This window comes from Segatella hominis (genome assembly GCF_004535825.1).
GTDB lineage: Bacteria > Bacteroidota > Bacteroidia > Bacteroidales > Bacteroidaceae > Prevotella > Prevotella hominis.
In genome coordinates, this window is the sequence record NZ_SGVY01000071.1 from 1 (window position 1) to 13,616 (window position 13,616).

14 protein-coding genes are annotated in these 13,616 nt (G+C 38.7%); 3 read left to right on the forward strand and 11 right to left on the reverse strand.

The annotated features are described in order from the left end of the window. Positions 1 to 69: 69 nt before the first annotated feature. The 9 genes from EXN75_RS15910 to EXN75_RS15950 form a co-directional block, all read right to left on the reverse strand. The gene (locus tag EXN75_RS15910) at positions 70 to 366 is read right to left on the reverse strand and encodes a hypothetical protein (RefSeq protein ID WP_134844564.1); all 297 of its coding nucleotides are present in this window, start codon (positions 364 to 366) and stop codon (positions 70 to 72) included. A 1-nt stretch (position 367) separates the two neighbouring features. After that, complete coding sequence (locus EXN75_RS15915; RefSeq protein WP_134844565.1) at positions 368 to 2,224, reverse strand: hypothetical protein; 1,857 nt, start codon at positions 2,222 to 2,224, stop codon at positions 368 to 370. Position 2,225: 1 nt separating this feature from the next. Then, complete coding sequence (locus EXN75_RS15920) at positions 2,226 to 3,272, reverse strand: hypothetical protein (RefSeq protein ID WP_134844566.1); 1,047 nt, start codon at positions 3,270 to 3,272, stop codon at positions 2,226 to 2,228. A gap of 5 nt (positions 3,273 to 3,277) precedes the next feature. Then, positions 3,278 to 3,652 (reverse strand): hypothetical protein, encoded by a 375-nt coding sequence (locus EXN75_RS15925; RefSeq protein ID WP_134844567.1) that lies wholly within the window; start codon positions 3,650 to 3,652, stop codon positions 3,278 to 3,280. A gap of 88 nt (positions 3,653 to 3,740) precedes the next feature. Further along, complete coding sequence (locus tag EXN75_RS15930) at positions 3,741 to 4,364, reverse strand: sigma-70 family RNA polymerase sigma factor (protein WP_134844568.1); 624 nt, start codon at positions 4,362 to 4,364, stop codon at positions 3,741 to 3,743. A gap of 35 nt (positions 4,365 to 4,399) precedes the next feature. Next, positions 4,400 to 5,143 (reverse strand): UpxY family transcription antiterminator, encoded by a 744-nt coding sequence (locus EXN75_RS15935; RefSeq protein WP_134844569.1) that lies wholly within the window; start codon positions 5,141 to 5,143, stop codon positions 4,400 to 4,402. Positions 5,144 to 5,901: 758 nt separating this feature from the next. Next, positions 5,902 to 6,297 (reverse strand): hypothetical protein, encoded by a 396-nt coding sequence (locus EXN75_RS15940; protein WP_071122461.1) that lies wholly within the window; start codon positions 6,295 to 6,297, stop codon positions 5,902 to 5,904. Position 6,298: 1 nt separating this feature from the next. After that, positions 6,299 to 7,564: a site-specific integrase gene (locus tag EXN75_RS15945; protein WP_134844570.1), complete on the reverse strand. Its 1,266-nt coding sequence runs from the start codon at positions 7,562 to 7,564 to the stop codon at positions 6,299 to 6,301. A 456-nt stretch (positions 7,565 to 8,020) separates the two neighbouring features. Next, the gene (locus EXN75_RS15950; RefSeq protein WP_134844571.1) at positions 8,021 to 10,795 is read right to left on the reverse strand and encodes an AAA domain-containing protein; all 2,775 of its coding nucleotides are present in this window, start codon (positions 10,793 to 10,795) and stop codon (positions 8,021 to 8,023) included. Between the two features lie 180 nt (positions 10,796 to 10,975). Between EXN75_RS15950 and EXN75_RS15955 the strand changes: the two genes are divergently transcribed. From EXN75_RS15955 to EXN75_RS17880, 3 genes are read left to right on the forward strand one after another with little or no spacing between them, the layout of a single operon-like run. Then, positions 10,976 to 11,584, forward strand: a complete 609-nt coding sequence (locus EXN75_RS15955; RefSeq protein ID WP_134844572.1) for a hypothetical protein — start codon at positions 10,976 to 10,978, stop codon at positions 11,582 to 11,584. A 12-nt stretch (positions 11,585 to 11,596) separates the two neighbouring features. Next, positions 11,597 to 11,845 (forward strand): hypothetical protein, encoded by a 249-nt coding sequence (locus EXN75_RS15960; RefSeq protein WP_134844573.1) that lies wholly within the window; start codon positions 11,597 to 11,599, stop codon positions 11,843 to 11,845. Positions 11,846 to 11,847: 2 nt separating this feature from the next. After that, positions 11,848 to 12,009: a hypothetical protein gene (locus EXN75_RS17880; RefSeq protein ID WP_167639559.1), complete on the forward strand. Its 162-nt coding sequence runs from the start codon at positions 11,848 to 11,850 to the stop codon at positions 12,007 to 12,009. 69 nt (positions 12,010 to 12,078) lie between these two features. Here EXN75_RS17880 and EXN75_RS15965 read toward each other — a convergent pair whose 3' ends face one another. After that, the gene (locus EXN75_RS15965) at positions 12,079 to 13,011 is read right to left on the reverse strand and encodes an Rpn family recombination-promoting nuclease/putative transposase (protein ID WP_134844574.1); all 933 of its coding nucleotides are present in this window, start codon (positions 13,009 to 13,011) and stop codon (positions 12,079 to 12,081) included. Between the two features lie 366 nt (positions 13,012 to 13,377). Beyond that, positions 13,378 to 13,616, reverse strand: a 239-nt coding sequence (locus tag EXN75_RS15970; RefSeq protein WP_167639560.1) for a M3 family metallopeptidase, incomplete at its 5' end; no start/stop codon positions are given.

A 13,616-nucleotide genomic window follows, 5' to 3' on the forward strand; every position in this document is an offset into this window, starting at 1 on the left:
GCATCGTGGGGTAAGGGGATGGTGGCTACATATTGATGTTGTGCTGTTGCTTTTTACTGAAAGCTGCTACTAACGACTCATAAATCTACCCTTAATCGTGTATTGGATGATAGTTGCGGATTTTAGGATAACTACAAATTTGACATCATCTTCTTTGGGACAATGAGATTTTGCCCAAGTGATAATCTCATTCAATGTGATTATCTCCTTATGCACAATACGTGAAACAGAAGCTGATTTTAATGACATCTTACCAGTTCTTTTTGAATGCTCTTTTTCTGTCGATTCTTCAAGAGCTTCTTTGATGACTTTCTGAGCCTTCTCTAACAAAGGCTTCGGAATTTTACTAAGAATGTTGTCGCTCATTTTAAATTAATGTTATTTTGTTAGACATTGAAAATTTATTTCTAATCTCCCCTTCCATACTATCATAATAGAATAATTGCTTAACTATATCATCATCACAATTGCTTTTAATTTCACAATACATTAGATGATCAATTAAACAACTATCTGTATTCTTTATGATTTCCTTTGGTATACTATTCTTTATAGATAGGTCACATGATTTTATATCTATCACCAAGTCTTGACATCTTTTTATTATGCTTTTTAAATCAATTGTTACGTGAAAAATATTCACATCACATTCAAACGATATTTTACTCATAAAAGAAGCAATATTGTTTATCTTTATTTTCAAGCGCTTGGGGGATTTTTTTTTCAAAACTTTCGGCACAAGCAAACCATCTATTCGATATTTGTATTTTATTAGCTGTGATTCTTGAAATTCGCTATTTGTATAGTACACAGAAACAATCCTTTCTTCATATCTTAAATCCATAACCAAGGTATCATCGCCTTCGTGATTACTGTCCATATTATGAAGCAAGAAGTCAAGTAAATCATAGAGTGTGATATGCGAAAAATAATGTTTGGTCTCATTATTATTAATGTCTATGATTTCCTGAGAAAGTTCCTTTAGCTTTGAATGTAATTTTTTACTATTGTCACTTTGATATCTATTAAGAACAGATGCTAAAAACTCTAAAAGTTCCAAATCTGCAATTCCGAAATAACCAGATAATAAGAAATCATCTAATGTATTATTGTTGCATATGTTACTAGCTAATCGAGCATTACAAATTTGGCACAACACATTACATATAGTCTCAACAGTTTGAGACTCTGTAACATCTTCAATACATACTGATACGAGTTTTATTAAGTCTTTTGCACTATGCATTTTTAATGCCGTATGATCTATGCAATTGATGTAATTAAACTCTTGGCAACTTCTGTTATTTACAATAAACTTTGAACGATTACCTTTTTTTGTTATGTCACGCATGTTTGGTGGAATGCCATACATACTCCAAAAATACTTATCTGCGATAAATCCAATCAAGCATTCAAGATAAGGAACAAATTCCTCTACTGTAGTATTTTCAAAGTCCTCTGTTATATCTACTTCGTCTTTATTGTAGTCATAAGAGAAAATTCTTTTAGAGAACTCGACTTCATCACCATGAGGAATGTCTATTCTGTATGGAGCTTCAGCATCTTTTCCCGTACCCCATAATTTCACTTTGAAATGAAGCCAAGGGTCAAAATAAGGAGTAATAACAACGACAGGGACATCCTTCAGTTTTACTCTGAGAAGCTCAATGTCATCCAAGTCAACGATATTAGGAACAGAGATTCCCTTTACCATAGATCTACGATTCCAAGCACCTCCATAATAAACAATAGGGTGTGTGCTTTGAGCATTCCAGTTGTTGTTCATTTCTGCCTCCAAGCGCAAATCGATGTCGTCATAGAAATTCTTGTTGAACCAATCGCAGTTGGAAGGTGTAAGAATACAATGCAGATTGATGGATTTAGTGCCGTTGAAAAGGGTACCAAACGACTCGCCTTTCATAACAAACGGCAATACATTCAGAGGCCAGTTCTGTATGGCAAAACTATGTGCAAAGTTGTCTAACAAAGCATCGTAGTTGCTGTTGATGTCTTCTACACGTTCCTTGTGTACTTCTGCTTCCAATTCCAAAGCAAGTTTGGCAGACTCAGTTTGAAGCTTGCGCATACGCTCAAAGTCATGCTCTGCAGCTGCCCTCTGAAATTCACGTTGTTTTTCTTGAATCTCTTCATTCTTTTTACTATTGGCATAGTTATTGAAGAATTGCATCCCAATACTTGCCACCATCATTGTAATAGGATCCATACTATGCTTCAATAGATTTATGGGTTAAACATTGCAATTCCTTGGTCGCTTCTGCTGCAACGTTAGCCAATCGCTTCATATCCTCCTTCGACAACAAGTGTGATGGGCAATCGCTCTTATCAAGCAAATCGTTCATCGTATTATACTCGTTGAGTATGAAGGAACATAATTGACTATTCTCCTGTTTCAATAAGCTATTCAATACCTGTGGATTGTTTTTCAAAAAATTAGGCAAAGTAGGTAAGCTTCCTTGTGTCATCAGCATATAACTATCTCTTGCACACCCCGAAACGATTGTAGAAACCAAAGCCATCTGTGCTTGAATTGCTTTCTTACCTTCTTCTGAAAACTTTTGCCCTGGCAATAGATAGTCCATAGGACATTGATATGAGAACAGAGGACGAATCATAGGTTTGGTTTCAGATTGCGCTTCCCACATGGATGCCGTATAATGAATAGATCCACCTTGGAAATAAGGAGAAATAACCAATGTCGGGATGTTGCTCATAATGGCATGGAGATTCAATATAGCAGAATTGTGAGCTACATCTTTATCACACCATCTACGATATTTAAGATTTCCTAATTGTACTTGACTCTTATCCAATTCATTAAAAATATCATCATAACTTAGAATCGCTTGCTTTGTATGAAGTAGAACAACGTTAAGTGGACAAGTGCTGTCATAACCTAATTCCTTGTATTTTTTTGCATCTTCAAGCATAATAGGTATAGCTTGTTGCTTGATGGGAAGACAACGCATAAAATACATTTTCAACTCTTCCGTCCTATGTTGCAATACAGTTTGGTCGAATTTCTCTTCAGCACGATAACGACGAGCGACAGCCATTTTAGCTCGCATGTCAGCAACTTTCTGTGCTTCAAGTTCGTCTTGAAACTCTTCACGTGCTTTACGTAACTCCAACTGGTGCTGTTGTGCTATATCGGCTTGCTTGTCCTGTTCCTTTCGTCTGTCATAACCAAAGACAGACTGGAGTGTTGAACTTATCAACATATAAGGACTAAAACATCCTGGCATTGAACTCATATTGATTATTCGTTTATTTCTGGTATATCATTTTCAAAAGCATTATGCTCTTGTGAAAAGTCATGATTGATGCCATCTGTTATTTCACCAAGGCATTCTTCATGCTGAATAGCGATATTGTCTTCATGGGATGGTATAGTTAAACTATCATCGTATTCAGTTGGGTCATAACATGTCGTATCAGCAGCACAAGCTGCTACCTCTAAGTCATCCCATGCATTGTCAATGTTCATACTATCATCAAACTGCGGAATCTCAAAGTTGAGAGATGTTAGTTCGTTTGGCAATACTAATTCAGAAGGCTCGTAATATGATAAAGCATCTTCTACTGATTGATTATTAGCTGCAATGTCTTGCATCGCATCATCATTCTCTATCACAGACGACACCCTTTGCATCTCGTCATTGGATAAATTCCCATCCAAATACGCGGCAAACTCCTCGATGCTTACAGGTGGTATAAAATCCTTATGCATGGTGAACCTCCTTTCTGAATATTCGCTCGTATTGTTCCTTGGCGAGTTTATGCTTATTATAATAGTTCTCCATTGACATACCCAATTCTTTTGCGGTTTCCTCATTGGTCTTCAGCTCCAAATATCGCAGACGAATCAATTCGCTGTAACGCTTGTTAGGCATCTGCTTGATGATAGTCAGTGCATCTTGATGATTGAGATTAGAAAAATCTATCTCTATAGAACCATAAATAGAGTCTGTTCTATCACTCTCGTCATCATTTTCTTTCATATTGGAGTGGAAAATCTGTTCATACTTAGGCATTTTCCCTTTTGTCTCAAACTGCTTGTAGCAATAAAACAAACATGCAGTCTTCAACCAACTTGTCAATGTACTCTCTCCTCTGAAATTTTCCATCTGGCATTTTCCGGTTGCCTTGCTTGGAGCAAGAACAACTATGTATATCTCATCTATAAACTCCTTGCAATTTGCACAGTCGGTATAATAGTTGTCGTAGATAGACTTAAACAGTGGATAGCATTGTTGGTAAAAGTATTTGCGTGTAACCATTTCGTCCTTGTTTATCAAGGACTTGGCAATCTGCAAATCTTGTGTGAATATCTTTTTTACAATCATTGCTATATCTATATAATAAGGTACGGTATAACCTTTTACTTCTGTTTATCTTTTACCACCTCACAATAAGCACTCGGTACGTATGCTGTCAAGACAGTCAGCAAGTTGTCCACAACAATGCCCACTCGCTGTTGTCCTTTATGACGTGCTACTATTCCCATAAAACCTTCAAACTCACCTTTTACCACTCGTACCAACTGCCCTTTCTCGAACTTCTGAATTTCTCCAGAGACAATGATAACATCATCTTCATCTGAAGCGCACGCAATTTTGAGGCTTTCCATTTGATAATCTGGAACAATCAATGGAGTTTTCTCTATTCTGCTACCAATATGGATATGATGATAATAAAAACGAAGAAATGGGAGGTTTACATTGTCGTAAACAAAAAATTTGAGTTGTTCTTCGGTACCGTGGGCGAAGAAGATGTTAGGTAAACGTGACTCAGTAACAACTTTGCGCTTACCATTTATTAGTTTAACCGTATCGATTGTAGGATAGAAAGCCGTAATACCTTTGGCTGTTATATAATCGTATGCCTTTTTCTCTCTGCCATAAGTGGTACGTAAGGCATACCAATGAGGAGTATCTTCCTTTTTTTGCGCCTTAGGCTTTACTGCTATATGGGCATTTCTGGTGGACACCCCTGTTTGTGAACTCTCAGCGGAAACAGTGCTTTGAGCTTTGGGGAGGGTATTGGAGGTAAGTCCAACACAGGGAGGAGTTTCACCACCTCCTACGGTGTGTACATCTTTTAATGCACGTTCATCGACTTTCATATCGGTGTTAACTTATTCTAAGCAGAACCCAGTTAATAAATTGACACAAAAAAAGCGTGGAATCGTCCTGTTGCCCATCCCACACATCGAGGCTCTTGCATTGCCTATTTTGGTTGAACAGACAACGTTAGAGCCCACGCCGATATGAAAATCATTACCGCAAAGAGACCTATATAATACATTTGACTGTGCCCAAAAGGGTACAATCTATGCTTACAAGGTCTCCACGGGATTTTGATATAATCACACCCGGGACATCTATCGTTGCTAAGTTCAAGACCAAAATATCGATATGGTTGCAAGATTTCGATGTGTCTTAAACAGAGCGTCAGATAAACGCCTTATATGTCTGGACTGCTTTTCCCACCCAACACCCGCTTTTGTATAGATATGTCAGATAAGTGACTTCACTACACTCAGCACGGCGTAGGTTGCCGACTCGATTATCTTGTAAGAACACGTCTAACTGTGACAAAAAACGGTCGAGCATATACAGTCCGAGTACAAAAGTACGGAAATTAATCGAGAAAACAGCAATAATGATTGAGAAAATCTATTATTCGACGTGAATTTAAGACTATTTAAGCCAATTCGCTTGAACATCTCGATTATTTTGTGTAAGAAAGCGAACCGTAATAGATGACAAACATTCTAAAATATGCAAACTGCGCTACAAATAGAAAGCAAAAAGCGCACAGAGTGATACAACCATTTGGTATTTCTTCTCTGTACGCTATTATATAATTAAGGTGTAATGCTTAACTGATACCTCTCGGCATCGTTCCATTCATCACGATAATCGTCGTTCGCCCCTGCTTTCCTGAAGTAGCTTGACATTCTTTGCGATTTCCTATCTTTTCAACAAGCCATCTTCTAAAAAGCAATGCTTGGTATGTATCCATTTGAAGTGCTATGTCGATAATCACTTCCATATCATAGACATGCGCAGAATATCCATTTTCAAGTTTGACGTATTGAGAATGCTGGAAATCTTTCAGCACACTTTGTTTCCAAATGCGCTTGATGGTATTCTTCACTGCTGTCCCTGTTACATTCAACAGTTCGGCAATCTCCCAAACAGTCATCCACACCTCACCATGATGTGGGGCGTAGATGACCATATCTTCTTGTATTGTTATCACTTGTCGTTTCATACTATGCCTTTTTTGTGTTCGTATTATCGCTGCAAATATTCCCGAATGTGAATTCCTCAATGTGATTGAGTTGTTGGGACAACTTTTCTACATCCTTGCTCAACTTTTCCTTGGTAATCTTGGCGTACACTTGCGTGGTCTTGATGTCTTTGTGACCAAGCATGGAACTTACTGTTTCTATTGGTACACCATTGGAGAGGCAAACCGAGGTTGCGAACGAGTGCCTTGAGACATGCCAGGAAAGTGGCTTGGTGATACCGCATTTCTTTCCCAATCTTTTGAGCGAACGCAGACAACTTCTATAAGGTGGTACAGGAAAGACTCTGCCATCCTTGCACAATCCACGATATTTCTCCATTATCTGCTTGGGATAGTCAAGCAACTTGATGTCGGCTTCCGTTCCTGTCTTCTGTCGGTGGATAACAATCCACTCGCCATCGTCAAAAAATGTCTTGATGTTCTCTTCCTTCAAGTTGTACAGGTCAATGAATGCGAGGCCTGTGAAACAGCAGAATAGATACAAGTCACGCACCAACCCCATATGCTTTCTGGTGATAGGAGTTTCCATCAACAGGTGAATTTCTTCTTTTGTCAGAATCTCCCTTGTTGTTTCCTCGTTCTTGTACTCGTATCGTCTGAAAGGGTCTTTGACGAGCCACTCGTTATCAATCGCCCGAAAAATCATGGCACGGAGATTACGGACAAACACCATTGCGGAATTTATCTTCAGTTGCTTGTCTATTCTAAGGAATGTCTCATAGTTCGTAATAAACGGCAGGGACAATTCTTTCAAGGCAATGTCCTTTACACGGTAATGCGACTGCAAAAACTCGCCCACGTAAGCACAACCGATTCTATATTTTGTGAATGTGCTCAAAGATTTCATGCCAGCCTTGTATTGTTTTTCCATTTCATCCCTGCTTTGCTCATAGACTTTCATCAAGGTATGGCAGCGATACTCCAATCCAAGAAAAGCGTTCTTAACCTTGTCGGCAGAGACAAAGTTGTCTCGATCTATTATCTCCTGATAATGCTTGCTGATACTCACACGCATTTTGTCCAGTTTGCGGTTCACCTCCAAGGCTTGCATACTTTTTCCAGTCATGCGTCCGCCCTTGGTGTCCCACAAATTGGGATTCACAGACATCTTGCAACTGAACTGTGCCTGTGTTCCGTCCACTGTGATACGTCCCATAACTGGAACAGTACCATCTTTCTTTACTACCTGTCTTTTGAGGTAGAAGATAATTGAAAATGTACTCTTCATAACGTCATTCTTTTTTGCGTTCAAAATTAATACATGAAGAGTCTTTTCTTGCTACGCATTTCACGGCAGAACACGGCAAATTTGGTTCGTAACCAAAAATCTTACGTTACTCATCAGTAACTCACTATAAATCAGAGTATTCAAATTCAATTCGTAACCTTCCTCATTCTTCCGAACCTCAACATTCCCCATTTGGGGTATAGGTTACGGATAGGTAACGTTCCTCTGTCTCATCTTGTCGTATTCCCGTCTTCGTCTGTCCTCGCTACTTTTAACCAAAATGAGGAAAGTAACTGATAACCAGTAAACTTTCCTCATTCTTCTCTCAAACACTTTTTAATGTCCGTTTTATAAAGAAAGTATTATATTTGCGAGGTTATTAAAGATGAATTAAGCGAAATGTTGTAAAAAGGCAACTCTCCTAAATCTGTAGTTTTTTAGGAGAGTTGCGATGTATTATCCTTTGTCGGTTGGATTCGGGTAGAGTATAGAATCCAATTCTTTGCTTACTCTTTCGCTTTCATTACTGCCTTTGGTGGACAAACGCAAAAGTGGCAAGCCATAGCATGCAAGGATATGGTCTTTCATCATGTCTTTTTGATGTTGCTCTGTTGACTCGTTATGATATGAATAACCATCAGTCTCGATAGCCATGATAGGCTGCTTTGTTACACGATTGATGATGAGAAAATCAATATGTGTGCTGTAATTTGAAGCATATTTCAATTCTTCTTCCGTCATCAGTGAGGTGTCTTGAACTACTTGGCGCAATGGCATGTGGCTTAATACATTGAGACAAGAATACTTATCATTAGAAGTCAGTACCTCGTTTAGCATAGAATACGCCAGGTTCTCTGAGGCATATTCTGATACTTGAGGATGGCTTTTAAGAAACTCTATTCTTTGCTCTGTATATTGCTCGTATAGATAGTCAAATATTGATGCTAATTTACTATCAGTTATAGTACAGTTGTTGTAAGCTATATAATGAAGTAAATCCGTGATGTTTCCTTCTTGCTCTTGCTTATTGCCTGTCAAGACAAGGACAAATTTTTTCTTGGCTCTTGATACAGCAACATTGAGCATGTTGGAATCATCCGCAAATGGCGTGATTTGATTGTCCACGACACTCATGATAATGGCATCTTTTTCTCGTCCTTGATATTTGTGTATGGTGGCAGCCTTAACATCATCTAATTGTCTGTTGAAAGCATTGACTTGATTGTTGTAGGGCGTGATGATTCCAATGCTGTCATAGTTTTTCAGTGAAGGCAAAACTTCTTCTTTTACCACATCGATTTCTCTTTGGTTGTATTGGTTGGCAGCATGGTTCCCCTCTGTTGTTCTTATTGCAGATAGGACATTCTCTTCTCCCTTGTCTTCTGTCATGATGAGCAAATTGCCACCATAGAACTTCTGGTTACAGAAATTGATGATGCGTGGATGGCAACGATAGTGCTCTCGAAGCAACGTGGAAGGCACGTTTTCAATGACTTTCATAATGGATTGCAAAAAACAGTTATGTGTACAGTCATAAGAAGCATTAAGATTGTATTGCTTGAATATTGTATCCAGTTTTACTTTGTCTTCATCTGTTACAACGTTAGGAAGTTGAAGTGTATCACCTACCACCACAATGTTTTTTGCACATGTGAGAGCTAAGGCTGCTGTGTCTATGGATACCTGGGAAGCCTCGTCCATAATGAGATAATCGTATGGCTTTTCTGTAAATAGGCATGAACGTGAAGAGAATGTTGTACTTAGAACAACTGGATATTGTCTTAAGAAATCTTCTCCTTGGTGTCTGATAGCCTTTGTGTCTGCAAATACAATTCTTGGATACATTTGATAATGTTGACATAAAGAATTCTTAAAGAGGCTAAGAGACAAATGTGTCATGCTGTTTGTCAATGCCTTGGCATCATGGTTGGACAGCTCTTTTTCTATGTCTTCTATGCGGTTGTTTACTTCGTAAGACCTGTTGAGGTAATACAAAGTTTGTAATTGTTTGATGAGTTCTGTTATTTCTTCCTTCTTTATTTTACGATTAATGTGTAACTTATGCTTGATAGCCCATTTTAGCCATAACCATTTTAAGTTTTCAAATAGTTTGGATAACATATTGGATTTGGTAGGAATGACATTGTCAGCTATTGCTTGGCATTTAAGCCATGCAGATAGTATTGATTTGGCATTTAAGTGTTGTGTCAATTCCTGTCCTTCGTCAATATTATTGTCTATGCAGAAATGTTTCCACTCTAATTTTATAGTTTGGCTTTCTTGTAAAAGTAGGGCACGCTCATTTTGAAGAGCAAAAACTTGGTCTAATTCTTCTAAATTAGATATTAGTTCTTGTTCTGTCTCTTGAACCTTGTTTTTAGGCAAATCCCATACGGAAATATCAGAAGGTACTGATGGCTGATTTTCGATGAATCGTTCTTTATTTTCTTTGCTTCCAAGGGGAGCAACAATAAATGATAGTCCGTATTTTTCCAATTTCTCTTGGACATTTGCAGTCGCAGAATTGTTGTTGGAGACTACCATAACAGTTTTTCCTTGTAAAACGATGTTGGAAATAATGTTGAGAATCGTTTGCGTCTTTCCTGTTCCTGGAGGACCTTGTATCACACTGATTTGGTGTTTGAAGGCATTGCAGACTGCTTCCTTTTGGCTACTGTTGCATCCAAAAGGGTAGATTAGTCTTCTTTTTCTAAAAGCCTTAGGTTTATGTTTCTTAGGATTGAGATAGCAAGCTGCTGCAGTATCGTCTCCTATGAAATCACACTTGTCGTACATGTCTCGAAGAATGCCATCAGAGTGCTCGGCTTTTCCTAAAGGATTGATGTATGCAACATTTCTCAGATAGGAAAATGTATCTTTTGATTCTTTTTCTTCCAAGCATGATGAGGTGACGAGGATGTTGCCTTCGACATCATCGAGGATAAAATTATTGTTGAAAATGATTCTCAAATAGTTTTGTTCGTCGCTTTCAAATTTCCAGATTTCTTTAACCTGTTTCTGTAATGTGCCATTAATGAAAACTTTGCTATGGGTAGGATCTATCCATAAAGGATTGCTTAGCCATCTGACGTTATAGTAGCTATAATTATAAATCTTAGGAGAGTTCTTGAAACGTACTTTATAGCCAAAAGTCTCATCCTTATAAATGAAGTCTATTTGAAACGTCTTTGGCTGGTCATTAATAATGATAAAGTGTTTTGATAAATTCATATCACATTCTTTTTATATTGTAATTTGTTGACAAAATTAAGAAAAATAATTGAAAAACGTGAATAAATGGTGTAATTTGTGGTTTAAGCATTATTTTTAGTTGTTTTTATTATTCGGTTTGATGGATTTTTAGTAATTTTGTGACAGTTTATACAATTGTCATTTAAAACCTATTAAGTTATGAAGAAGATATTTTTTGTATGGCTCTTAGCCTTGGTCTCAATTCTGGGATATGCTCAGAATTTGACAGAGCATATGAGTTTTATGGGTATTCCTATCAATGGAACGATTACGCAGTTTCAAACCAAATTGCAAGGGAAAGGATGTGCTTTAGACAGGATAACGAATAGCCAATTAGGTGTCGGATGTCGTGCATTTACAGAAAAATTTGTAGACAATAAGGTAAATATCTTCGTCTATTATGATGAAAAGACCAAGATTGTCTATAGAGTTAAGGCTGTGTTGAGCGGTACTTCCGAGGAAATTGCTGTTCAACAATATGAGAAAATCAAAGGCTTGTTGCTAACAAAATATGGCTCGACTTTTAGCAATTATGGTACTCAATCAGACAAGGAGGCGTTTGGTGTGCTTGTAGCAAGCAAAAGTCTTCGTGAAGATAGAGATTCATCTTATTCTTTGGCATCAAATGGCTTTAAGGGTGCAGTGGATTTATATATAGTCAAAGATGATAGTTATCTTCGCTATCCTTATTGGTTTAATCTGCACATAGACTACATGGATGCGATTAATAGTGAGAAACATCAGAATCAAAGTTTGGAAGACATTTAATAGAAATATAGTATGAGTACAAAAGTAAAATTTATCTTGACCTATTTTGGTGGTTTTGTTACAGGAGTCATCTTTATATTTGCCCTAGGTATGATAATCAACGCTTCGCAAGGAAAAGACAGTGTTAAGCGTGACGTCGTATTGTTTGAGAATCCTCAGCAGGCGATTGGGGCAGATGAGATTGAAGTGTTTCAGGTGTTGCCTGATGGCAGTGCTTTGGCTACGGTTCAATATTCTGATGGAGAAATAATGACAATGTAGGTATGGTTGTGATGCTTCTTGCTAAGGATAGTGTTTCGTATTTTGATTCTCAAAATATTAAGATTCCAAATGGGAAGTGCATGAAGCAAATTGGAACCTATAAATACATGACTCGCCAGAATATGGAGAAGACAGTTCCAGTTGTGGAAATCTTCGATAAGTAACAAAAAAATAAGCAAGGGAAGGGGAGTGCTCCTTTCCCTTGCTTGATTTTTATGATAATCCGTTAAAAATCACGCTTTGCCAACCAATGATAAAATGGTATCCAATGACAGCTGCGTGCCCTTTGCCACTTGCTCTGGCGAGAAGCCTAAGTCAAGAAATCGTTTCGCATCTGCCAAAGCTCTATCGGCATCGCCTTCTGCTCTGCCTTCCGCTCTGCCTTTCTTGATGCCATCTTGCATGCCATCATCATAGCCTGTGCTGATGACGCTGCGCTGGTAAGCCTCGTTCTCCTTGTGATGGCGATAGACAAGATATTCCTCTCTCGACAACTTGCGCACATCGAGGCATTCTTTGGCATCTGCCAAGCCTGGGGCGGTGTCGCTGTCCTCTATCTCACCTGTCTTCAAGAACCTAATCCACTCATCGAGGTGCGTCTTCGCCACCTTGTCGAAGTTGTTGACGCACAGGAGGTAATACTCAGGAAAGATGTCGCTTGCCTCACGCTGCGATTTCTCCCCGTTCTTGAATGTGTCGCCGAAGAACACCTCGCTCTGGCGATTGGAGAGCTTCAGGATGTCGTGAGGGTCGTGCAAGCCCTGGAACACGGTCTTGCCGTGGTACACATAGTCCTTCGCCTGACCGAGGGTGAAATACACGATGTTGATGGAATACACCTTGCGTACCTTCTCATAGTCCTCGCCTATGTTGATGTAGTCGGTGATGACCTTCGACACGCCATAGAGGATGCGGTGGAAGTAAGCCAACTCACGGTTGTTTTGAATCTCGAAGATGGTGAGCTCGCCCTTCTCGTTCTCGGCAAGGATGTCCACACGGTTGAACTTGTCGTTTTCGTCTTCTTGATTGGACTCGCTCTCAAGGAAGCGCACGATGGTGAACTTCTCGTTCAGCAGAGAAGTCATCAATCCTTCGAGCACGGCATGGTTTGCCTTGTCGCGCAACAGGCGTTTCATCGCCCAATCAAAGCTAATCAAATTTGTCATTTTCGCTTGATCTTTAATGTTTTACTTATTTTATTGTTAGAAATCTATTCATTTCCATGATTTTGCAAATCTGCTGCAAAAATACGATTCTCTTTTGACATCGCCAAGAATTTCGCAAGTTATTTATCCAAGGACTTGCAAAAAATAATCACAATTGTCACAGTCACAGTTGTCACAGTTTTTTTTGAACTAATGGACTTTGAAGATTTTGACGTAAACTTAGTTCTTCAAATTCACTAACTGTTCCTGGAACTTTTCTACTCCAAATGCATAAACCCCATCCTGTGGAGCGTGAACTCTGTTGGGGTGGGGCTTATGTTCTCTTTTCATCGAATGATTTTTGTCAAATAATCCTTTTGTCAAGAATTACAATCCTCTAAATTTCAAGAATCCCGAGGCATCTGGCTGCTTCATGCCTGTGAAGTCGGTAAACATTTCCATCTGATCCTTGGTATTGCCTCGACTCAGAATCTTGTTGCGGAAGGACTGTCCTACGGCTGGATCTAAAGCGCCATGCTTCGCAAAGTAATCGGCAATGTTTACTGCAAGTACTTCTGTCCATAGATAACTGTAATATCCGGCTGCATATCCGCCATCCCATACGT